Source organism: Streptomyces sp. 63XJN7_1_ISO-PGPR-S23-121 (genome assembly GCF_056173025.1).
In genome coordinates this window covers 4793001-4815419 of record NZ_CM149653.1, presented here as the reverse complement: position 1 = coordinate 4815419, position 22419 = coordinate 4793001, and the positions used below count along the sequence as shown (strand labels likewise).

The 22419-nt window shown below is 72.8% G+C and carries 18 protein-coding genes; 7 read left to right on the top strand and 11 right to left on the bottom strand.

All coding sequences use genetic code 11. The features are described 5' to 3' along the window. Positions 1-16 precede the first annotated feature (16 nt). Positions 17-2047 (bottom strand): NPCBM/NEW2 domain-containing protein, encoded by a 2031-nt coding sequence (locus AC0VYN_RS21435; protein WP_475532272.1) that lies wholly within the window; start codon positions 2045-2047, stop codon positions 17-19. 281 nt (positions 2048-2328) lie between these two features. On the opposite strand from AC0VYN_RS21435, the gene AC0VYN_RS21430 reads away from it, so the two are divergent. Both AC0VYN_RS21430 and AC0VYN_RS21425 read left to right on the top strand, forming a co-directional pair. Then, positions 2329-2526 carry a hypothetical protein gene (locus AC0VYN_RS21430; protein WP_475532271.1) on the top strand — a complete coding sequence of 66 codons (198 nt, stop codon included), beginning with the start codon at positions 2329-2331 and terminating at the stop codon, positions 2524-2526. Positions 2527-2668: 142 nt separating this feature from the next. Beyond that, positions 2669-3709: an NUDIX hydrolase gene (locus AC0VYN_RS21425; RefSeq protein ID WP_475532270.1), complete on the top strand. Its 1041-nt coding sequence runs from the start codon at positions 2669-2671 to the stop codon at positions 3707-3709. A gap of 127 nt (positions 3710-3836) precedes the next feature. Here AC0VYN_RS21425 and AC0VYN_RS21420 read toward each other — a convergent pair whose 3' ends face one another. Beyond that, entirely contained in the window at positions 3837-5192 is a 1356-nt protein-coding gene (locus AC0VYN_RS21420) for a M20/M25/M40 family metallo-hydrolase (RefSeq protein ID WP_475532269.1), read from the bottom strand. Positions 5193-5420: 228 nt separating this feature from the next. Between AC0VYN_RS21420 and AC0VYN_RS21415 the strand changes: the two genes are divergently transcribed. From AC0VYN_RS21415 to AC0VYN_RS21405, 3 genes are all read left to right on the top strand, one after another. Then, the gene (locus tag AC0VYN_RS21415; protein ID WP_475532268.1) at positions 5421-6662 is read left to right on the top strand and encodes a geranylgeranyl reductase family protein; all 1242 of its coding nucleotides are present in this window, start codon (positions 5421-5423) and stop codon (positions 6660-6662) included. Between the two features lie 175 nt (positions 6663-6837). After that, positions 6838-8076 (top strand): sensor histidine kinase, encoded by a 1239-nt coding sequence (locus AC0VYN_RS21410; RefSeq protein ID WP_475532267.1) that lies wholly within the window; start codon positions 6838-6840, stop codon positions 8074-8076. Further along, a complete protein-coding gene (locus AC0VYN_RS21405; protein WP_475532266.1) occupies positions 8073-8738 on the top strand; it encodes a response regulator in 666 nt (221 codons plus the stop codon). The genes AC0VYN_RS21410 and AC0VYN_RS21405 overlap by 4 nt, the downstream gene beginning before the upstream one ends. A gap of 24 nt (positions 8739-8762) precedes the next feature. On the opposite strand, the gene AC0VYN_RS21400 is transcribed toward AC0VYN_RS21405, so the two are convergent. Further along, complete coding sequence (locus AC0VYN_RS21400; RefSeq protein ID WP_475532265.1) at positions 8763-9512, bottom strand: maleylpyruvate isomerase family mycothiol-dependent enzyme; 750 nt, start codon at positions 9510-9512, stop codon at positions 8763-8765. A gap of 79 nt (positions 9513-9591) precedes the next feature. Next, positions 9592-10764 carry an MFS transporter gene (locus tag AC0VYN_RS21395; RefSeq protein ID WP_475532264.1) on the bottom strand — a complete coding sequence of 391 codons (1173 nt, stop codon included), beginning with the start codon at positions 10762-10764 and terminating at the stop codon, positions 9592-9594. 158 nt (positions 10765-10922) lie between these two features. On the opposite strand from AC0VYN_RS21395, the gene AC0VYN_RS21390 reads away from it, so the two are divergent. After that, the gene (locus AC0VYN_RS21390) at positions 10923-12164 is read left to right on the top strand and encodes an ROK family protein (RefSeq protein WP_475532263.1); all 1242 of its coding nucleotides are present in this window, start codon (positions 10923-10925) and stop codon (positions 12162-12164) included. Positions 12165-12214: 50 nt separating this feature from the next. On the opposite strand, the gene AC0VYN_RS21385 is transcribed toward AC0VYN_RS21390, so the two are convergent. Genes AC0VYN_RS21385 through AC0VYN_RS21370 form a run of 4 tightly spaced genes read right to left on the bottom strand, consistent with a single transcriptional unit; the run spans position 12215 to position 16677 of the window. Next, entirely contained in the window at positions 12215-13594 is a 1380-nt protein-coding gene (locus AC0VYN_RS21385; protein ID WP_475532262.1) for a GH1 family beta-glucosidase, read from the bottom strand. A 29-nt stretch (positions 13595-13623) separates the two neighbouring features. Next, the gene (locus AC0VYN_RS21380; RefSeq protein ID WP_475532261.1) at positions 13624-14451 is read right to left on the bottom strand and encodes a carbohydrate ABC transporter permease; all 828 of its coding nucleotides are present in this window, start codon (positions 14449-14451) and stop codon (positions 13624-13626) included. A 6-nt stretch (positions 14452-14457) separates the two neighbouring features. Next, positions 14458-15408 carry a carbohydrate ABC transporter permease gene (locus tag AC0VYN_RS21375; RefSeq protein ID WP_475532260.1) on the bottom strand — a complete coding sequence of 317 codons (951 nt, stop codon included), beginning with the start codon at positions 15406-15408 and terminating at the stop codon, positions 14458-14460. Between the two features lie 12 nt (positions 15409-15420). Further along, on the bottom strand, positions 15421-16677 hold the full coding sequence (locus tag AC0VYN_RS21370; protein ID WP_475536946.1) for an ABC transporter substrate-binding protein: 1257 nt from the start codon (positions 16675-16677) through the stop codon (positions 15421-15423). A 283-nt stretch (positions 16678-16960) separates the two neighbouring features. On the opposite strand from AC0VYN_RS21370, the gene yicI reads away from it, so the two are divergent. After that, positions 16961-19231, top strand: coding sequence for an alpha-xylosidase (gene yicI, locus AC0VYN_RS21365; RefSeq protein WP_475532259.1), 2271 nt, complete (start codon positions 16961-16963; stop codon positions 19229-19231). Positions 19232-19238: 7 nt separating this feature from the next. On the opposite strand, the gene AC0VYN_RS21360 is transcribed toward yicI, so the two are convergent. From AC0VYN_RS21360 to AC0VYN_RS21350, 3 genes are all read right to left on the bottom strand, one after another. Further along, positions 19239-20441: a cysteine desulfurase-like protein gene (locus tag AC0VYN_RS21360; protein WP_475532258.1), complete on the bottom strand. Its 1203-nt coding sequence runs from the start codon at positions 20439-20441 to the stop codon at positions 19239-19241. A 90-nt stretch (positions 20442-20531) separates the two neighbouring features. Continuing rightward, a complete protein-coding gene (locus AC0VYN_RS21355; RefSeq protein ID WP_475536945.1) occupies positions 20532-21593 on the bottom strand; it encodes an ABC-2 transporter permease in 1062 nt (353 codons plus the stop codon). Positions 21594-21702: 109 nt separating this feature from the next. After that, the gene (locus AC0VYN_RS21350) at positions 21703-22296 is read right to left on the bottom strand and encodes a Dps family protein (protein WP_475532257.1); all 594 of its coding nucleotides are present in this window, start codon (positions 22294-22296) and stop codon (positions 21703-21705) included. Positions 22297-22419 lie beyond the last annotated feature (123 nt).

The following is a 22419-nucleotide window of genomic DNA, read 5'->3' as shown; positions in this document are numbered from 1 at the left end:
CCGGGGCGGACGCGGCTCAGCAGGTCAGCCGGGCCCGCGCCCAGTCGGCGTGGTCCGAGTCGGTGTTGTCGCCGCCGTTGGTGACGACGAGCCGGACCACCTCGGCGCCGGTCACGTCCGCGCTGATCGGCTGGGCCGGCATCGCGTTGGTGAGGACCCCGGTCGACGCCACCTCGGTGCCGTCCGCCCAGATCTGGAAGGCGACGGTTCCCTTGGCGCCCTTCTCGTCGTCGACGCCGACCTCGGCGGTGACCTTCTCGCAGGCCCTGCCCGTGTAGTACGCGACGCTGCTCGCCGCGTGCACCCCGAGACCGGCCTCGTACACCACGCCGCCGATGGTGATCGGGTTGCCGTCGCCCGCGGCGCTCTCCCCGTTGCTGGTGTTGCGCTCGACCGGGCCCCAGCCGTTGGTGGCCGACAGCCACGGCAGGTCGCCGAGCCCGGACGTCCCGGCGGGCGGCGGCACCACCACGGACGCCGTCACCGGCAGGGTCGTCCCCACGCGTGCGCCGTCCGGTGAGCGGTGGGTCACCTCCACGGTGAGGTCGTACGGCCCCGGGGGAGTGCCCGCGGGCGCGGTGAGGGACCACGTGGTGCGCAGCGAGCGGCCCGCCGGGAGGACGGCGGTGCCGGTCGGTGAGGTGGCCCGCACCCGCCAGCCCTCCGGGCCGCGGACGGTCACGGACACCTGCCGCGCCGGGGTGCGGCCGAGGTCGGTGGCCGTCGTGGTCAGCGGGGCCGGGGTGCCCGCCTCCACCAGCGTGCCGCCCTCCAGGCCGAGTGCGACGGCGGGCGGATGCTGGGCCCAGCCGCGGTCGGTCCGGACCCGAAGGAGGACCGTGCCGTGCGCGGGGACGGTGGCCGACAGGGTGCCCGCGGTGTGGTAGTCGCGGTGCTGCCACAGGTCCCGCAGAGTGTAGGCGGGAGCGTCCGGGAGTCCCACGGCCTCGGCGTCGGTGGTGATCCGCTGCGGGCTGTCGGACTCGTTGAAGAGCGCCACCGCGCGGCTGCCGTCCCGCATCTCCTTGGCGACCACCCAGCGGCCGCCCTCGGAGGAGATCACGGTGCCCTGCTTGCCCAGCGGGTCCTGGTCGACCGCGATGACCTCGCGGTTGCCGAGGATCTCGAGGGTCTCGTCGGACGCCTTGCGCAGGTCGGTGCCGATGAGGAGCGGGGCGGCCATGACCGACCACATCGAGAAGTGGGTGCGGTACTCGGTGCCGGTCATGCCTCCGTTGCCGACCTCCAGCATGTCCGGGTCGTTCCAGTTGCCCGGGCGGGCGTACGGGGCGAGCGGGAGGTTCTTCTTGAGGATCGACAGCATCGAGCCCCAGTTGTCGCTGATGTCGCCGGTGGTGCGCCACAGGTGCCCGAGGTCGCCCGCCCACTCCCAGGGCTTGTTCTCGCCCCATTCGCAGATGCTGTACACGATGGGCCGGCCGGTGGCCCGCAGGGCGTCGCGCATGGTCGTGTACCGCTGCACGGCGTCCAGGCCCTGGTTGTTGCAGTTGTCGTACTTGAGGTAGTCCACGCCCCAGTCGGCGAACTGCCGTGCGTCGCTGTACTCGTGGCCCAGGGCGCCGGGCATGCCGGTGCTGTCGCACGTCTTCGTGCCCGCGCTGGTGTAGATGCCGAGCTTGAGGCCCTTGGCGTGCACGTAGTCGGCGACCGCGTCGATGCCGTTCGGGAAGCGCGCCGGGTCGGGCACGAGCTTGCCGTCGGCGCCCCGCTGCGGGAGCGCCCAGCAGTCGTCGAGGTTGACGTACTCGTACCCGGCGTCCTTGAGGCCCTTCTCGACGAAGATGTCCGCGATGCCCTTGACCATCGCCTCGTCGAACTCCGCGCGGCAGTGCGTGGAGTTCCAGTTGTTGAAGCCCATGGGCGGGGTGAGGGCGAGTCCGTCGTCCGGGGCGGCCGCCGACTGCTCCCGGGCGGCCGGCGGGGCGGCGGCCGCGGGGGTGGCGAGTCCCGCCGCGCACAGCAGTCCGGTGACGAGCGCCCCGGCCAGGGCTCTGCGGGTGGGGTGGGGGGAAAGGTGACGTCTCATTACGTTCCTCCGAATCCGCGGCAGGTGGAACGACGGGTGAAACGTGGCACGGGCGCGGAGGGACACGGTCCGTGGCGCCATGTGCACGTCATCACTGCGCGTTTACGTTAGGACGTGTCGGGCTTTGTTGGAAGAGGGTGGGTGATGGTGATTCGACGTCACTCGTGAACCGGTTCGCGGCCGGTTCACGGGCCCGGCTCGCGAACCGGGTCACGGGCCGGCTCGTGAACCGGACGGACGCCCGGCCGTGACCAAGGACCGGTCATGCAGTTGAAGCAGGCATGAAGAAGCGCAGCATGCTCGCCATCGCCTCCCTGGCCACCGGCTTCGTCGTCGCCGCCGTCAGCCCGTCCCACGCCGCCCCTGACGACATCCCGCTCCACCACCTCGACGTGGACGACACGCTCGGCACCGTGGAACGGACCGTCGCCCCCGAGGGACTGTCCCTGGACCAGGACGGTCAGGCGCGGGGCGCCTGACACGCCGTTCGCGGCCCTCGCGGCGCCGGTGCCCTTCGTCCGGGGGGCACCGGCGCCGCCGTCGTAGGCCCTCAACTGGATCTGGTTTCCGTGGCAGGGTGAAGCGGGCAAGCCACAGGGGGCCAAGACAAGAGGGGGACCTGTGACCGTCGTCTGGATCAACGGCGCGTTCGGTGCGGGGAAGTCCACCACCGCACGGGAACTGATCGAACTGATCCCGAACAGTGCGCTCTTCGACCCCGAGGTCATCGGCGCGGCGCTCGGGCACCTGCTGCCGCCCAAGCACCTCGCCGACGTCGGAGACGTCCAGGACCTGCCGATCTGGCGGCGCCTCGTGATCGACACGGCGGCCGCGATGCTCGCCGAACTCGGCGGGACCCTGGTGGTCCCCATGACCCTGTTGCGCCAGGAGTACCGTGACGAGATCTTCGGCGGCCTCGCCGCCCGCCGGACAGCGGTCCGGCACGTCCTCCTGGCTCCGGCGGAAACGATCCTGCGGGAACGGATGGCGCGCCGCGAGGGGTCGGAGGCGGCGGACGGGGAGATACCCGTACGCCAGTGGTCGTACGACCGCATCGAGCCGTACCGGGCCGCCCTCGCCTCCTGGCTGACGGCCGACGCCCATCCCATCGACAACAGCGGCCTCACCCCGTACGAGACCGCCGCCCGCATCGCCGAGGCCGTCGGCACCGGGAAGGTGCCCGCCTGCGACATCGTGCAGACCCCGGAGCCCACCGGCGAGACGCTGGCCGCCGGCGTCCTCCTCTTCGACGAGCAGGACCGGGTGCTGCTCGTCGACCCCACCTACAAGCCCGGCTGGGAGTTCCCCGGCGGTGTCGTCGAACCGGGCGAGGCGCCCGCCCGGGCCGGGATGCGCGAGGTCGCCGAGGAGACCGGCATCCACCTCGACGAGGTGCCCGCCCTGCTGGTCGTCGACTGGGAGTCGCCCGCGCCCCCCGGTTACGGCGGTCTGCGCCTGCTCTTCGACGGCGGCCGGCTCGACGCCGAGGAGGCGGGCCGGGTGCTGCTGCCGGGCGACGAACTGCGCGACTGGCGCTTCGTCGGCGAGACCGAGGCCGCCGCCCTGCTGCCCCCGGTCCGCTACGAGCGCCTGCGCTGGGCCCTGCGGGCCAGGGAACGCGGCAGGGCGCTGTACCTGGAGGCGGGGAGGCCGGTCGGCTGACACCGGCCGGCCGCACCGCGCGTCCGCACCACCGTCCGCCGTGCCCTTCCGGGCCGCCCGCGGGAACGGTCCGCGTCCCGTGACGGGGGCCGTCCCCCGTCCGGACGAGCGCGAAGGGGCGGAGTCGTCAGCTCGCCGCGTAGTTCCGCAGGAACAGGGCCTCCGCCACGGACAGCCGCTCCAGTTCCTCCGGGGACACGCTCTCGTTCACGGCGTGGATCTGCGCCTCCGGCTCGCTCAGGCCGATCAGCAGGATCTCCGCCCGCGGATAGAGCGCGGCGAGGGTGTTGCACAGCGGGATGGAGCCGCCCTGGCCGGCGTACTGCATCTCCTCGCCCGGGTACGCCACCGCCATCGCGTCCGCCATCGCCTGGTACGCCGGGCTGGTGGTGTCGGCGCGGAACGCCTGGCCCTGGCCGATCTGTTCGACCTCCACCCGCGCGCCCCACGGCGTGCGCGTCTCCAGGTGGGCCCGGAGAAGCTTGGTGGCCTCGGCGGCGTCCACGCCCGGCGGGACCCGCAGGCTCACCAGGGCCCGGGCGCTCGCCTGCACCGAGGGGGTCGCGCCGATCACCGGCGGGCAGTCGATGCCGAGCACCGTGACGGCGGGGCGCGCCCAGATGCGGTCGGCGACCGTGCCGGAGCCGATCAGTTCCACACCGTCCAGCACCTTGGCGTCCCGGCGGAACTGCTCCTCGTCGTACTGCAGCCCCTCCCACCCGTTGTCCGACGTCAGGCCGTCGACGGTCGTCGAACCGTCCTCGGCGCGCAGCGAGTCCAGGACGCGGATCAGCGCGCCCAGCGCGTCGGGTGCCGCGCCGCCGAACTGGCCGGAGTGCAGGTTGCCCTCGAGTGTGTCGACCTTCACGCGGACCAGCGTCATGCCGCGCAGGGTCGAGGTGACCGTCGGCAGACCGACGCGGAAGTTGCCGGCGTCGCCGATGACGACGGTGTCCGCCGCCAGCAGCTCGGGGTGCGCCTCGGCGTACCGCTCCAGACCGCCCGTGCCCTGCTCCTCGGACCCCTCGACGATGACCTTGACGTGCACCGGCACGCCGCCGTTCGCCTTCAGCGCGCGCAGGGCGAGCAGGTGCATCAGCACGCCGCCCTTGCAGTCGGCGCTGCCGCGTCCGTACCAGCGGCCGTCGCGCTCGGTCAGCTCGAACGGCGGTGTGTCCCAGCCCGCCTCGTCCAGCGGCGGCTGCACGTCGTAGTGCGCGTAGAGCAGTACCGTCCTCGCGCCCTCGGGGCCCGGCAGGAAGCCGTACACCGACTGGGTGCCGTCCGGGGTGTCGAGCAGGGCCACGTCCTCGAAGCCCTCGGCGCGCAGCGCGGAGGCTATCCAGCCGGCGGCGCCCTCGCTCTCGACGCGCGGGAACTGGCCGAAGTCCGCCACCGACTTGAAGGCCACCAGCTCGGCCAGCTCCTCCTTCGCCCTGGGCATCAGCGAGGACACGGTCTCGGCGACCGGATTCGACGACATGGGCACGCTCCTTGCGGGTGCGACGTTGTACCGACGAGTACGTGAGCGGGCGCTGCGGCGAGTGCCCGCGCCCGTACCGCTGTGTACGGGTGATCGTGCGGGTGCGGGCACCTCCCGGTGTGCGGATGGCGTCCGTCGCCGATCCTCCCACAGTGGCCTGCGGCGATGCCCGCCGTAGGATGCGGGGGTCAGGTGCGGCATGCGGTTTGATCGGAGCAGTAGACCATCGTGAGCAGCGAGAACTCTTCGGCGGACGACACGCGTCAGGTCTGGGACGTCGTCGTGGTGGGCGCGGGACCGGCAGGGGCCTCGGCCGCCTACGCGGCGGCGGTCGCGGGGCGGCGCGTGCTGCTGCTGGAGAAGGCGGAGCTGCCCCGCTACAAGACGTGCGGCGGCGGCATCATCGGACCCTCGCGCGACACCCTGCCCCCCGGCTTCGACCTGCCGTTCCGGGACCGTGTACACGCGGTGACGTTCTCCCACAACGGCCGCTTCACCCGGACCCGCCGCTCCAAGCAGATGCTGTTCGGCCTCGTCAACCGGCCGGAGTTCGACCAGCAACTCGTCGAGCACGCCCAGAAGGCGGGCGCCGAGCTGCGCACCGGGGCGACGGTGACGCGGGTCGAGCAGCACGGGTCGGCGGTGCCCGACCGGCGCACCGTCGCCGTCGTCCTCCAGGGCGGCGAGACGGTGCTGGCCCGGGCCGTCGTCGGCGCGGACGGCAGCGCGAGCCGGATAGGCGCGCACGTCGGGGTCAAGCTGGACCAGGTCGACCTCGGCCTGGAGTCCGAGATCCCGGTGCCCGAGACGGTCGCCGACGACTGGAAGGGACGGGTCCTCATCGACTGGGGTCCCATGCCGGGCAGTTACGGCTGGGTGTTCCCCAAGGGCGACACGCTCACCGTCGGTGTGATCTCGGCCCGCGGCGAGGGCGCGGCGACCAAGCGGTACCTGGAGGACTTCATCGGGCGCCTCGGCCTCGCCGGCTTCGAACCGAGCATCTCCTCCGGCCACCTGACGCGCTGCCGCGCCGACGACTCGCCGCTGTCCCGGGGCCGGGTGCTGGTGTGCGGGGACGCGGCGGGGCTCCTGGAGCCGTGGACGCGCGAGGGCATCTCGTTCGCGCTGCGCTCGGGACGGCTCGCGGGGGAGTGGGCGGTGCGGATCGCGGAGGCGTACGACGCCGTGGACGCGCGCAAGCAGGCCCTGAACTACGCGTTCGCCGTCAAGGCGGGGCTGGGCGTCGAGATGAGCGTCGGCAAGCGGATGCTGACGATGTTCGAGCGCCGTCCGGGCTTCTTCCACGCGGCGCTGACCGGCTTCCGCCCCGCCTGGAAGGCGTTCCGGGACATCACCCAGGGTTCGACGTCGCTCGGTGAGCTGGTCCGCAGCCACCCGCTCGCGCAGCGGGCCCTGTCGGCCGTGGACCGGCGGTCCGCGGCGCCCGCGGCCGACGAGACCGGAGCCTGACCGCGCTCCCGGCCACCGGAGGCGCCGGGAGCGTCCGCTCCGGTGGCCGCGGGCGGGGTGCCGAGCCGCCCCGCCGCTCCGCGTCACCGGCCGCCGCCGTACTTCGCCGGGAGTACCCGCGATCACCACGCGCGGGTGACGCCGCCCGGCGTGCGCGGCGTCTAGCGTGGCGGGCATGGACGGACAGCGCGAGCACGGGGACGGGCCACCGCCGCGGTGGCGGTACGCGCCCTCGTGGCGGCACCAACGGGGCGACGGCGAGCGCGGTCCCCGGTGGCCCTGGCTCTCCACGGCGCTGATCACGGCGTTCGTGCTGCTCGGATCGAACTTCGCCGCCCACGCCCAGACGGGGGAACGGGCCCCGCTCGACCTCTTCGCCCGCGTCCTGCTGCTCGTGACCGGCGTCGCCCTGCTGGCCCGGCAGCGGTACCCGGTGGCCGTCGTGTCCGGCACGGCCGCCACCACCCTGGTGTACCTGGGGGCCGGATATCCGTACGGGCCGGTGTTCCTTGCCGTCGCGGTGGCCTGCTTCAGTGCCGTCGTCGCCGGGCACCGCGGAGCCGCGTGGGCGGCGATGGCCGCGCTGTGGGCCGGGCACGCCCTGCTGGCCCACTGGCTCTACCGGTGGCTGCCGCCGTCGGGGGACCGGGCCGCCTCCTGGGGGCAGGAGCTGGTGATCGCCGCCTGGGTGGTGGCGGTCGTCGCCCTGTCGGAGCTGGCCCGCACCCGGCGCGAGCAGTGGGCGCGGGAGCGGGCCGAACGCGAGCAGGCAGCCAGGCGGCGCGCGGACCGGGAACGGCTGCGGATCGCCCGTGAACTGCACGACGTCCTCGCCCACAGCATCTCCGTCATCAACGTGCAGGCGGGCGTCGGTCTCGCCCTCCTGGACAGCGACCCGGAACAGGCCCGCACCGCGCTCACCACCATCAAGGGCAAGAGCAAGGAGGCGCTCGGCGAGGTCCGGCAGGTCCTCGACACCCTCCGCGCCCCCGGAGACGCGCCCCGCGCCCCGGCCCCCGGCCTGGACCGGCTGCCCGAGCTGGTGGAGCAGGCGGCGAGCGCCGGACTCACCGTGGAGGTCGAGGGGGAGCCGCCGCGGCTGCCGCCCGGCACCGGCCTCGCGGCGTTCCGGATCGTCCAGGAGGCCCTCACCAACGTGGTACGGCACTCGGGTTCGCGCCGCGCCCGCGTCCACCTCGCCCGGGTCGGCGGCACCCTGCGGCTGCGTATCGACGACGACGGACCCGCGACCGGCGCCCCGGCGGGCGGCAGCGGCAACGGACTGGCCGGCATGCGGGAGCGGGCGGCGGCGCTCGGTGGCACCGTCGAGGCGGGCCCGCGCCCCGGAGGCGGCTTCCGGGTGCTCGCGTCCCTTCCGCTCACCGTGCGGCACGCCGAGGAGGAGGACCGGTGATCCGGGTACTGCTGGCCGACGACCAGTCACTGGTCCGGGCGGGCTTCCGGGCCCTGCTGGACGCGCAGCCGGACATCGAGGTGGCCGGTGAGGCCGCCGACGGCGAGGAGGCGGTGCGCGCGATCAGCGAACTGCGCCCCGACGTCGTCCTGATGGACATCAGGATGCCCGCCCTCGACGGCCTGGCCGCCACCCGCCGGGTCACCGGCGACGAGGCACTGAGGGAGGTGAAGGTGGTCATGCTCACCACCTTCGAGCTCGACGAGTACGTCTTCGAGGCCATCCGCTCGGGTGCCTCCGGGTTCCTGGTCAAGGACACCGAGCCCGCCGAACTCCTCCGCGCCGTGAGGGCCGTGGTGGCCGGGGACGCGCTGCTCTCGCCGGGGGTGACCCGGCGCCTGATCGCCGAGTTCGCGGCGCGCTCCAAGGAACCGGCCGCCGCCGGCGCGCTGTCCCGCCTCACCGAGCGGGAACGGGAGGTGATGGCCCTGGTCGGCATCGGCCTGTCCAACGAGGAGATCGCCCGCCGCCTGGTCGTCAGCCCCCTCACCGCCAAGACCCACGTCAGCCGCACCATGGTGAAGCTGGGCGCCCGCGACCGCGCCCAACTCGTCGTCCTCGCCTACGAGTCGGGGCTGGTGCGGCCGGGCTGGCTGGGCTGACCCCCGCGCCCGGCCCGGCTCGGTTCAGGTGACGCCCGACCTCTCGCGCCACAGCGCGGCCAGGGACCGGTCGCCGGTCACCTCCGGGAACGGGCGGCGGTTCCACAGCGCCGCGTACAGCGCCGCGGCCGGACCGCTCAGTTCGCAGTCGGCGGCGCCGGCGCCCGTGCGGTGCGCGACGGGCGGTTCGGCCGACAGCCGTACGGTCCACACGGCACCGGGGGCGTCCGTCGCCCGTACCCGCAGGGTGCGGGGTTCCCCGGTGCGCACCGCGCTCCTGGGGCGGGCGTGGAACGCGCACAGCAGCTCCTCGATGCCGTCCACGGCGAAGTCCATGCCGACGTCGGCCGGAGCGCCGCCGGCCGGGTCGCCGTCCCGGGCCGACTCGGCGTCGAGCCGGTGCACGGTCGTCTCGTGCGCCTGGCGCCGGGCCCAGAAGGCCAGCGGCGACGGCGCGGGCAGGAAGTGCCAGCAGCGCACGTCGGGCGGGGCGGTGGCGAGGGTGGCGACGAGCTGCCGGTGGCCCTCGCGGAACCAGGCCAGGAGCCGGTCGCCGTCCAGGTCGGGCAGGCCGCCGTCGGGGTGGTACGCGGTGTGGCCCTCGGCGACGAACGCGGCCGCCCAGCGGTGCACCATCCCGGTGTGCCGCAGCAGGTCGCGCACCCGCCAGCCGGGGCAGGTCGGCACCTCGGCGCCGGTCCCCGCCTTCTCCGCGGCGGCGGCCAGCAGCCCGCCCTCGCGGTCCAGTGTCTCGACGAACGTGACGGTCTCCATGCGCAGAGTCTGCACGACGGGACACGCCTCGGGGCAGGCCCGTCACCGCCCGGCGCGCGGGACGCCGGGCCCATGCCCATCAGGGCGAGGCTGCCGCGCGGCGGGTCGCGAGGGTGATGAGCACCGCCACTGCCGCCAGTGCCGCGACGCTGGTGAGCGCCGCCGGCAGCGAGATCCAGTCGGCCATGAAGCCGATCGCGGGCGGCCCGAGGAGCATGCCGCCGTAGCCCAGGGTGGACGCGGTGGCGACGCCGCTCGGGCCGCCCAGCGCGCCGGCCCGTTCCACCGCGACGGGGAAGAGGTTGGCGAGACCGAGCCCGGTGACCGCGAAGCCGAACAGCGCCGCCCACACGGAGGGGGCGAGCGAACCGAGCAGCATGCCGGCCACGGCGACGGTGCCGCCGGCCACCACCGTCGGCGTCTGCCCGAGGCGCTCCAGCAGCGTCGTGCCGGTCAGCCGGCCCACGGTCATGGCGAGCGCGAAGCAGGAGTAGCCGGCCGCCGCCAGGCCCGGCGACACGTTGAGGTCCTGCTCCAGGTGCAGGGCGCCCCAGTCGGCCATCGCCCCCTCCCCGTACGCCGTGCACAGCGCGATCAGGCCGAAGGTGAACACCAGGCGCCGGGTACGGCCGTCGAGCCGGCGCGGGGTGCCGTCGTCCCGGCGGGCGGCGTCCGGCGGCGCGGCGGGTGCGCAGCGCAGCAGGGCGCGGCCCGCGACCGCCGTGACCAGCAGGCCGATCACGGTGAGGCCGAGCAGATGCCGGACCGGCGACAGCGACCCGGCGACGAGCCCGCCGAGCCCGGCGCCGACCATGCCGCCGAGGCTGAACGCGGCGTGGAAGCTCGGCATGATCGGGCGCCGCAGCACGGCCACCAGATCGACGGCGGCACTGTTGAAGGCGACGTTGATCCCGCCGTACGCGCTGCCGAACACCAGCAGGACGGCGCCGAGGGCGAGCGCGGAGTGGGTCAGCGGGGGAAGGGCCACGCTCAGGCAGAGCAGGACCGCGCAGGCGACGGTGACGGGATGGCTGCCGTAGCGGCGGCACAGCCGTCCCGTGAGGGTCATGGTGACCACGGCGCCCGCCGAGACACCGAGCAGGGCCAGTCCCAGCGTGGCGGCGGAGGCGCCGGTCTGCTCCTTGATGGCGGGGATGCGCACGACCCAGCCCGCGAAGACGAAGCCGTCGAGGGCGAAGAAGGCGGTCAGGGCGGCTCGGAGACGGGTGAGATCGGTTCGGGGACCCGGCACGGCGCTGTGCGATCGGGTTTTGTTTATTTGCGGCACAAAACAGCAGGCTAGGCGCGGACCCCGGCGACCGGCAAGGCCGGGTCCTCGCCCGCCGCCCGTTCGTCGCGGCTCCGTCCCAGGTGGGAGCCGGGTTCGCCGTCGCATACGCTCGACGCACGATGATGAACAACCTGACCCCCCTGGAGCCGAAGGCCGACAAGGCCACGGTCAGACGGCACAACCTCAGTCTGGTCCTGAGAGCCGTGCACGACGCGGGGGAGGCGACCCGGGCCGGGATCGCCACGCACGTCGGGCTGACCCGCGCCGCGGTGTCGTCCCTGGTGGAGCAGTTGCTGGAGTACGGCTTCGTCACCGAGTGGGGCAAGACCAGCAGCGGCCAGGCGGGCCGGCCCGGCACCGTCCTGAAGGTGTCCCGGTCGGGGCCGGCGGGTCTGGGCGTCGAGATCAACATCGACTACGTCACCGTGTGCGTGGTCGACCTCGCCGGCACCGACCGGGTGCGCCTCGTGGAGCACCACGACAACCGCGGGGTCCAGCCCTCCGAGGTGCTGGCGCGCGCGGCCCGGCTCGCGGCCCGCGCCATCGGCTCGGCGGCCGAGCAGGACCTCGCACCGGCCGGCGTCCACGTCGCGTTGCCCGGACTGGTGACCGGCGGCACCGTCCGCCAGGCACCCAACCTCGGATGGCAGCGGGTCGCCGTCGAGGGCCTGTTCGCGCAGGCGCTCCTGGCCCTGCGACCCGCCCACCGCCCGCTGCCGGTCAGCTCCGACAACGAGGCCAACGCCGCCGCGCTCGCCGAGCTGTGGTTCGGGGCGGGCACCGCGGGAGTGCGCAGCTTCGTCTATCTGACGGGCGAGATCGGCATCGGCGGCGCGCTGGTCCTCCGGGGCGAGCTGCTGCGCGGCGCGCACGGCTTCGCCGGGGAGATCGGGCACATGGTCGTCGACCCGGACGGTCCGCTGTGCCGGTGCGGGGCCCGCGGCTGCCTGGAGCAGTACGCCGGTCAGGCCGCCCTGCTGAAGGCCGCGGGCATCGACGCGGGCACCGGCGTGCGGGGCGTCGCCGAACTCGAACGCCGGGCGCGGCGGGGCGAACCGTCCGCGCTGGCGGCCATCGAACGGGCGGGACGGCAGCTGGGCGTCGTGGTGTCGGGTGCGGTGAACCTCTTCGATCCCGAAGCGGTGATGCTCGGCGGTGTCTACCGGGAGCTGATGGACTGGCTGGCGCCCGCCGTCGACCGCGAACTCGCCCTGCGGGTGGTCTCCGGGCTGTGGACCGAGGACGGAAAGCGGCTGCGGGCCGCCTCGTCCCTCGGCGACGCGGCCCGGGGCGCGGCCGGAGCGATCGTCCGCGAGGTGCTCGCGGACCCGGCAGGGCACGCGGAACGCGGCGCGGGCTGAAACGGGGAGGGGGCCGCCCGGCTGCCCGGCGGCCCCCTCCCCGCGGTGTCTCACCCGCGGTGCGCGGCGATCAGCTCCCGGTACCAGCGGTAGCTGTCCTTCGGCGTGCGCTCCTGCGTGCCGTAGTCGACCCGCACGATGCCGAAGCGCTTGTCGTAGCCGAACGCCCACTCGAAGTTGTCCAGCAGCGACCACACGTAGTAGCCCCGCACGTCCACACCCGCGTCCATTGCCGCCCGCAGGGCCGTGAGGTGGTCGCGCAGGTAGGCGACCCGGTCCGTGTCGTGCACCGCGCCGTCCGCGGCGACCGTGTCGTCCTCCGCCGAGCCGTTCTCCGTGATGTGGACCGGCGGCAGCGCGTCACCGTACTGCTTCTTCAGCCGCACGAGCAGGTCGGTGAAGCTGCCGGGGACGACCGGCCAGCCCATCGCCGTGTGCCGCACGCCGGGCAGCCGCACCTCCTCGTAGCGGTTGTCCGTCGCCACCCTGAGCGCCGGGTCCGCCTCGCGGTACGGGGCGTCGGCGACCACGATCGGCCGGTAGTAGTTGATGCCGAGGAAGTCCAGCGGCTGGGAGATCAGCTCCAGGTCGCCGTCCCGCCGGAAGTCCTCGCCGGTGATCAGCTCGCCGAAGGTCTCCTCCTCCGTCGCCGGGTACCGGCCCGCCAGGAGCGGCTCGGTCCACACCAGGTTGTGCTGGGTGTCGGCGCGGACCACGGCCGCCAGGTCGGCGGGGGAGTCGGTGGCCGGCAGGTTGCGGTCCAGGTTGAGCGTGATGCCGGCCTCCCGCACCCCGGCCGCCCGCAGTGCCTGGACCGCCAGACCGTGGCCGACCAGCAGGTGGTGGACGGCGGCCAGGGCGCCGCGGCCCTCCTTGGCGCCGGGGGCGTGGCGGCCGATGGAGTAGCCGAGGAAGGAGCTGCACCACGGCTCGTTCAGCGTGATCCAGCGCGGCACGCGGTCGCCCAGGTGCTCGGCGACCACGGCCGTGTACTCGGCGAACCGCTCCGCCGTCTCCCGCACCCGCCAGCCGCCGCGGTCCTCCAGCGCCTGCGGCAGGTCCCAGTGGTAGAGGGTGGCGGCCGGCTCGATGCCGGCCTCCAGCAGCTCGTCGACGAGGCGGGAGTAGAAGTCCAGCCCCTTGCCGTTCACCGCGCCCGACCCGTCCGGCACGATGCGCGGCCAGGCGATCGAGAAGCGGTACGAGTCCACGCCCAGGTCGCGCAGCAGCGCCACGTCCTCCCGGTAGCGGTGGTAGTGGTCGCAGGCCACGTCACCGGTGTCGCCGTTGGCCGTCAGACCGGGGGTGTGGCTGTAGGTGTCCCAGATCGACGGCCCGCGGCCGTCCTCCCGGGCCGCGCCCTCGATCTGGTACGAGGCGGTCGCGGCGCCGAAGACGAAGCCGGGCGGGAAGCCGGGGAAGTCACTCATGCGGAAGAGCCCATCTCCAGGTGCGGTGGTCACTTGACGGAACCGCCTGTGATGCCGGCGGCGATGTACTTCTGGGCGAGGACGAGCAGGATCGCCGCGGGGACGGCGGACAGCACGGAGGCGGCCATCACCGAGCCCCAGTCGCCGACGTGCGCGCCGATGTACTGGTAGATGCCCAGCGTGACCGGCTTGACCTCGTCGGTGGTGTTCAGGGTGAGCGCGAACATGAAGTCGCTCCACGAGAACAGGAAGGCGAACAGGCCCGAGGTGATGAGGGAGTTGCGGCTCATCGGCAGGACCACCCGCAGGAACGTCCGGACCGGTCCGGCTCCGTCCATCTGCGCGGCCTCGATCACCTCGCCGGGGATCGACACCATGAAGGACCGCATCAGGACGATGGAGAACGGGATGCCGAGCGAGGCGTCCGCCAGCATCAGGCCGAAGTAGGAGTTGACCAGGCCCAGGTCGACGTAGGAGTTGTAGAGCGCGTTGGCGATGACGATGCCCGGCACCATCTGGGTGATCAGCGTCCCGAACACGATGGTGCGCGAGCCGCGCAGCCCGAACCGCGCCAGCCCGTACGCCGCGGGCGCCGAGATCGCCAGGCAGATCACGACCGCGCCGAGCGAGACGGCCAGCGAGGTCAGCAGATGGCCGCCCTGGTCACTGAGCGCCTTGGAGAAGCCGGACAGGTCCACGCCGCCCGGCACCGGGTCGACCTCGAGCAGCCCCGACTCGGGCTGGAGCGCGGTGTTGAGCATCCAGTACAGCGGGAACAGCATCACGCACAGGACGAGCACACCGGCGACGGTGGAGCCCCAGCGGCGCCGGGACCCGGGGGGAGTCTGAGGAGCCATCGTCGGTCACTTCCCTTCGGAGCGGTTGGCCCGCAGGTAGAACACCGCGAACACGGCGGAGATCAGGATCAGTACGTTGCCGACGACCGCACCCGCGCCGAAGTCGAGCTGGACGAACGAGTTCTGGTACGTGAGCGTGCCCAGGGTCTGGGTGGAGTCGGCGGGGCCGCCGTCGGTCAGGGCGAGGATCAGGTCGAGGATCTTGACCGTCGACATGAAGCCGAGCACGAGCACGACGGTGATGACGGGCCTGAGCATGGGCAGCGTCACGGAGCGGAAGGTCCGCCAGGCGGAGGCACCGTCCAGGGAGGCCGCCTCGTGCAGCTCCTTCGGGATCTCCTGGAGACCGCCGTACAGGATGACCATGTTGAACGGGATGCCGATCCAGATGTTGACCAGGATGACGGACAGCAGCGCCATGTCCGGACTGGTCAGCCACGGTGTGTGGCCGCCGAGGCCGAGGGTGTCCAGGAACGAGTTGAGCACGCCCGTGTCCTGGTCGAGGATGCGCCGCCAGACGATGCCGGACACCACCATGGGAACCAGCCAGGGCAGCAGGATCAGCGAGCGCAGCACGCCGTTCAGCGGGAAGCGCCGGCTGAAGAACACCGCGAGCGCCAGACCGATGCAGAACTGGCCGAGCAGCGAGCCCGCGGTGAACACGAGCGTGTGCCACAGCGCCTTGCCGAAGAGGGCGTCGTGGAAGACGGTGGACCAGTTGTCGGTGCCGTTGAAGGGCGCCTCACCGGTGAAGAACGTCTTCGGCGTGTAGTGCTGGAAGCTCATCACGACGTTGCGGACGAGCGGGTAGCCGAAGAACAGCAGCATGAAGACGACGGCGGGGGCGACGAACCCCCACTGGGAGAGCTTGCGCCGGCGCCCGGCCCGGGCGGGGTCCGGCGCGGCCGGTGCGGACGCCCCGGCGGGTGTCTGTGCGGTGACGGTGGACGTGGTCATGGGTGCGCTCCCTCAGTTCCCGCTCGTGGCCCGCTGCTGGGCGCGCTTCAGTGCGGCCTCGCTGGACTGGCCGGTCAGGGCGGACTGGAAAGCGCTCTGCAGGGCGAGCGACACCCCCGACCAGCCGGCGCCGAGCTTGGCGGTCCGGGACCGGGCGGTGGCGACCTGGTCGGCGAGGGCGTCCAGTTCGGGCACCCGCTCGCGCCACACGGCCGCGGCCTTGGCGTTCGCCGGGACCATCCAGCTGTTGAGCGCGTAGGTCAGCTGCTCCTTCTGGCCGGCCAGGCAGGCGACGATCCTACCGGCCGTCCTCTCGCGTGCCGCGTCGCCCGTCCTCGGCACGGTGAGCACCGCGCCGCCCAGTGGTCCCACCGAGTCGTCACCGGCCTCGGGCACCGGAATCCGCGCGATGCCCCAGTGCAGCGACTTGTCGGTGTTGAGGGTCTCCACCTGCCACGGGCCGTTGATCATCATCGCCGCGTTGCCGGCCATGAACTGGTCGTTGACGTCGGCCTGGGTCCAGTTGACCGTCGACTTCGACAGCGAACCGTCCTTCAGCAGGCTCTTCCAGTAGTCGAGCGCCCCGGCGACCTGCGGGCTGTCCAGCTTCGTCTCGTCGCCGCCGTTGGACCACATGAACGGCGTGAACTGGAAGACGCCGTCCTCCGCGCCGCCCGCGCTGAGCGCCAGACCGTACTGCTTGCCCCGCGTGAGCGTCCTGGCGGCCTCGCGCAGCTCGGCCCAGGTGGCGGGCACCCGGACACCCGCCTTGTCCAGCACGTCCTTGTTGTAGAAGAGGGCGAGCGTGTTCACGGAGCGGGCCGCGCCGTAGTACGTCCCCTCGTACGAGCCGAAGTCGACGATGCCGTCGGGGATGTCCTTCGTGCTCAGCCCGAGCGTCCGGAGGTCGACGAGGCCACCGGCGTCGGCGAACGTGGGCATCTCGGAGGCGTCGAACTGGACGATGTCCGGAAGTGACTTGGACGACGCCATGCGCAGCGCCTTCGTCATCACCTGCGCCGCGGGGACGCTCTGCTGCTCGATGGTGACGCCCAGCTGCTCCCCGCAGCGGGCCATCGCCTCCGCGTCCCAGCGGTGGTACGACTCGTCGGTCGAGGAGTTCATCACGGTGTACACATCGGCGTCGCGCTGCTGCCCGCAGCCGGTCAGTGCCGTTCCGGCGACCAGGACGGAGACGGTGGCGAGCGGGACGACGGCTCTGCGTGAGCGTTCGCGCCCGCGGTGCGCGGCGTTGAAGCGCTTCGACATCATGCGGCCCTTGCTGTCGTACGATCCGGCTTCCTTGCCGGACTGTTTTGTTTGTTGTGATGACTAATACGTCAGAGGCGGGCTGCGGCGCTAGGGGTAGACGGCCTCCATCTCGTTCTTCCGCCGGGTGAAGGCGTCGTTCTTTTACGTGATCGCGCCTGATCAGAGCGGTAAAGGTCGACCGGGGGCCTCGGTTTCCGGTTTTGTTCTGTGTACGATCAAAACGCTGTGGGACGGCCTCCGCGCACCCACTCGACCGTTCCCGCCCCATCCAAGGAAGATCATGAAGTTCACCGACGGCTTCTGGCTCATCCGCGAGGGCGTGCACCTGTCGTACGCCACTGAGGTACGCGCTGTACGCACCGAATCGAAGCGCTTCACCGCCCATGCCGCCGTGAAGAAGGTGACGCGGCGCGGCGACACGCTCAACGCCCCGCTCCTCACGGTCGAGTGCTTCTCCCCCGTCGAGGGCGTCATCGGCGTGCGGGTCACCCACCACGCGGGCAAGCACCGCCCGGGCCCCGACTTCGCCCTCACGGAAACCCCCGACGGCGCCGGCGCGGTGCGCGAGGACGGCACGGTCACCGAGCTGACCAGCGGCCCGCTGACCCTGCGCCTGGACAGCGCCGGCCCCTGGGGCCTCACCTTCCACGACGCCGACGGCCGCGAACTGACCCACGCGAACGCCAAGAGCACCGCGTTCGCCACGACCGGCGACGGCGCGCACCACATGCTGAGCCGGCTGGCGCTCGGCGTCGGCGAGCAGATCTACGGGCTCGGCGAGCGCTTCACCCCGTTCGTGAAGAACGGCCAGGTCGTCGACATCTGGCAGGCGGACGGCGGCACCAGCAGCGAGCAGGCCTACAAGAACATCCCGTTCTACCTCTCCTCACGGGGCTACGGCGTCTTCGTCAACCACCCCGGCGCGGTCTCCTTCGAGGTCGGCTCGGAGTCCGTCGGGCAGGTGCAGTTCAGCGTCGAGGACCAGACGCTGGAGTACTACGTCGTCGCCGGCCCCACCCCCAAGGACGTCCTCACCCGCTACACCGCCCTCACGGGCCGCCCCGCCCTGCCGCCCGCCTGGTCCTTCGGCCTGTGGCTCACCACGTCGTTCACCACGTCCTACGACGAGTGGACGGTGACGTCGTTCGTCGACGGCATGGCCGAGCGCGGCATCCCGCTGACCGTGTTCCACTTCGACTGCTTCTGGATGCGCGAGTACCAGTGGTGCGACTTCCAGTGGGACCCGGAGGTCTTCCCCGACCCGGAGGGCATGCTCGCCCGGCTCAAGGCACGCGGGCTGAAGGTCAGCGTCTGGATCAACCCCTACATCGCCCAGAAGTCTCCGCTCTTCGACGAGGCCGCCGCCCTCGGGCACCTGGTGCGCCGGCCGAACGGCGACATCTGGCAGTGGGACCTGTGGCAGGCCGGGATGGGCCTGGTCGACTTCACCAGCCCGGCCGCCCGCGACTGGTTCGCCGGCAAGCTCAAGCCGCTGCTCGACCAGGGCGTGGACTGCTTCAAGACCGACTTCGGCGAGCGCGTCCCCACCGACGTGGTCTGGCACGACGGGTCCGACCCGGAGCGGATGCACAACTACTACACCCACCTGTTCAACCGGACCGTCTTCGAACTCCTCGAGAAGGAACGCGGGCAGGGCGAGGCCGTCCTCTTCGCCCGCTCCGCGACCGCGGGCGGCCAGCAGTACCCCGTCCACTGGGGCGGCGACTGCTGGTCCTCCTTCGAGGCGATGGCCGAGTCGCTCCGGGGCGGCCTGTCCCTGTCCCTGAGCGGCTTCGGCTTCTGGAGCCACGACATCGGCGGCTTCGAGGGCACGCCCGACCCGGCGGTCTTCAAGCGCTGGCTGGCCTTCGGCCTGCTCTCCTCGCACAGCCGCCTGCACGGCTCCTCGTCGTACCGGGTGCCGTGGGAGTTCGGCGACGAGGCCGTCGACGTGGCCCGCCGCTTCACCCTGCTCAAGCACCGTCTGATGCCCTACCTGTACGGGGCCGCCGCCGAGGCCCACCGGACCGGCGTGCCGGTGATGCGGCCCATGGTCCTGGAGTTCCCGCACGATCCCGGCTGCCGTCCGCTGGACCGCCAGTACATGCTCGGCCCCGACCTCCTGGTCGCCCCGGTCTTCACGGAGGACGGCGACGTCGAGGTGTACCTCCCCGAGGGCACCTGGACGCACCTGCTGTCCGGCGAGCGCGTCACCGGCCCGGCGTGGCGCACCGAACGGCACGGCTACGACAGCCTCCCGCTGTACGTCCGCGAGGGCGCCGTCCTGCCGCTGGCCTCGGACGACCGGCGCCCCGACGGCGACTGGCTGGACGCCCCGGTGCTGCTGGTGCACCCCACCGCCGCGCCCGGGTACACCGCCGAGGTCACCGTGCCCGACCTGCTGGGCGCCCCGGCCGCGACCTTCCGCGTCCGGCGCGACGGCGACGTCCTGCGGGTCACCGCGAGCGGGACCGGGCGTCCGTTCACCGTGCGCGTCGCGGGCGGGGCGAGCGCCAAGGGCAGCGGCGAGGTGAGCGTGCCCCTGGCGTGAGCGACGGTCAGCGGGAAAGGCCGCCCAGCGCCGTCAGCAGCCGGTCCACGTCGTCCGCGCTGCTGTACGGCGCGAGACCGACCCGGACGCCGCCCTCGTCGCCCAGCCCCAGGTGACGGGAGGCCTCCACCGCGTAGAAGGACCCGGCGGGGGCGTCGACCCCCCGCTCGGCCAGCAGGCGGTAGACCTCGGCCGGGCGCAGGCCCGCCACCGTGAACAGCAGTGTCGGCGTGCGCCGCGCGGCCCGCGAGTACACCGTGATCCCGCCGAGCTCGGACAGCCCCCGCTCGATGCGGCCCCGCAGGGAGTCCTCGTGGGCCTCCAGCGCCGCGAAGGACGCGGCCAGCCGCTCCCGCCGGCCGCCGGAGGTGCCCGGCGCGAGGTCCGCGAGGAAGTCCACCGCGGCGCGGGCGCCGGCCAGCAGCTCGTACGGCAGCGTGCCCAGCTCGAAGCGCTCGGGGACGGCGTCGCTCGAGGGCAGCAGCTTGTCCGGGCGCAGGGTCTCCAGAAAATCGGGCCGGGCCGCCAGCACGCCGAGGTGCGGGCCGAGGAACTTGTACGGCGAGCACACCAGCGTGTCCGCGCCGAGCGCGGCCAGGTCGACGGCGGCGTGCGAGGCGTAGTGCACGGCGTCGACGTGCAGCAGTGCCCCCACGCCGTGCGCGAGCCGGGCGACGGCCGGCAGGTCGGGCATGGTGCCGATGAGGTTGGACGCGGCCGTGACCGCGACCAGCCGGGTGCGCGGGGACAGCACCGCCCCGATGTGCTCGGGCAGCAGTTCCCCGGTGGCCGGGTCGAAGTCGGCCCACCGCACGGTCGCCCCGGCCGCCCGGGCCGCCTGCGTCCAGGGCCGGATGTTGGAGTCGTGGTCGAGGCGGGTGACGACCACCTCGTCACCGGGCCCCCACGTCCTGGCGAGCGTCCGGGACAGGTCGTACGCCAGCTGCGTGGCGCTCCGTCCGAAGACCACGCCGCGCGGATCGGCGCCGAGCAGGTCACCCAGGGCGGCGCGGGCTCCGGTGACGATGCCGTCCGCGTTGCGCTCGCCCTCGGTGGTCCGCCCCCGGTTGGCCAGCGGGGCGGCCAGGGTCTCCGCGACGGCGTCGATGACGGGCTGCGGGGTCTGGGTGCCGCCGGGCGCGTCGAAGCGGGCGGTGCCGGACTTGAGGGCGGGTATCTGCGCGCGGATCGCGTCGATGTCGAGGGCCATGTGCACTCCAACCGGTGGCGGGGACTCCCGTCTCATGATCGCAGCCGGGCGGCGGCCGGAACAGATCCGCGGGGCGGACGGGGCGGCAGGTCAGGACTCGGCGTCGGCCTGGCTCTTCTCGCGGCCGCCCGGGTGGCGGTGCCGCCAGGTCCAGAACACCGCGCAGGACAGCAGCGCCCACCCGCCCAGCACCAGGTACGGGAACAGGTGCTGGTGGCCCTGGAAGTACACGGCCGTGTGCTGCGCGTTGACCGAGCCGCCCGGCGGCAGCCACCGGCCGATCTCGCCCAGCGGGGACGGCAGCAGCGGCCAGGACACCGCGCCGCCGGACGAGGGATTGCCGAGCAGCACCATGAGCCCCCAGGTCGGCAGCATCGCCCACCGCCCGAAGAGGGTGTTGAACATCGTGAACACCATGCCGCTGGTGAACAGGGTGAGCGTCAGGATCGACCACGACTGCGCGAACGGCAGGTCGAGCGCGCCCAGCAGCCAGTCCACGGTCGCGGCGATGGCGAACCCGCCGAGCAGCGCGTAGGCGATCGTGAAGAGGATGCGTTCGAACGGGGTCAGGGAACGGGCGTGCACGCTGAGCTGGATCGCCCCGACGAAGCCGATGATCACGGCGGCCAGGGAGATGTAGAAGATCGCCAGTCCGCGCGGGTCGCCCTCCTGGAGGGGATTGATGTCCCGGACGGTGACCGCGACCCCGGTCTTCTTCCCCACCGCCGGGGCGGTCTGCTCCAGCACCTCGGCGACGGAGGCGCCCGACGCGCTGGACAGGTCGAGCACGGCCGTCCGCCCGTTGTCGTGCAGTTCGAAGATCCCGAAGACCTTCTGGTCCTCGATCGCGTCGCGCGCCGCGGCGGTGGTGTCGTAGGGGTGCAGCCTCACCGAGGCGTTCAGCGCCTGCTCCAGGCCGTCCAGGAAGGCCTTGCCGCGTCCCTGGTCGTACGGGCCGACCACGGCCGTCGGGATCGAGTGCGGCGTCGGGTTCGCCATGGAGTAGGTGTACGAGCCCGCGAAGAGTCCGGCCGCCGCCGCGAGGATGAGCACCAGCACGGTGGCCGGCCAGAACGGCGACTGCCGGAACGTAGACCACTTCTGACCGCGCGTCGGCGGCTGGGCACGGGCGCCGGGGGAATCGGAGGGCATGTGGGCCATGACGGGACACTTTCACAGCGGAGGTGAAAGAGCGGCGAGGCGCTTCGGCGGCGGGCGCGGGGTGACCGCGGGTGCGGTACGGGCCGGCCTCGGAGGTCGGTCAGACGTGCACGAGAGGCGTGTCGACGAGGTGCTCCGCGAGGAACCAGGCCTGGAGCTCGTTGGTCCGCACGACCTCGGAGACCAGGAGGTCGTTCGTGCCGTCGTCGCCGAGTTCCTGGGTGCGGGCCGCGGCGTCGTGGCAGTCGGTGAGGATCAGCTCGTGCGCCTCCAGCAGCCGGGAGAGCATCGCCGGGACCTCCTCCACGCCGTCCGGCGGGCGCGGCACCGTGGTGATCTCCGCGACGTGCCGGGGGTCGCCGATCGCCACGCCGCCGAGCGTCTGGACGCGCTCCGCGACGGTGTCGATCAGCTCCAGCTGCTCCCCGGCGTGCCTGTCCAGCAGCAGGTGGAGTTGGTAGAACGTCGCCCCGCGCATGAGCCAGTGATACTTCTTGTACAGATCGTGCAGGATGCGGGTGTCCGCCAGGACCTTGTTGAGCCGCTGGCACGAGTAGAGGCGGGTCTCCATGGACATCGCCACGGGGAACTGCTTGACGGTGCCGAACTCCTGGATGGTCCGGCCCCTTTGGTGCAGCCAGGGCTGGCTGCCGTCGGAGCTCTGCTGCTGTGCCGACGGCTTCGGGGTGCTCACGCCTGTACTCCTTCCGGAGAAGAGCTGAAGGGTCCGCACCGGCGCGGTGCGACCGGCTCGCCCCCCGCGACAGTCGACCAGCCGCCCGCCGGTCCCGCAAACGCTGGGACCCGCTCCGGTCTC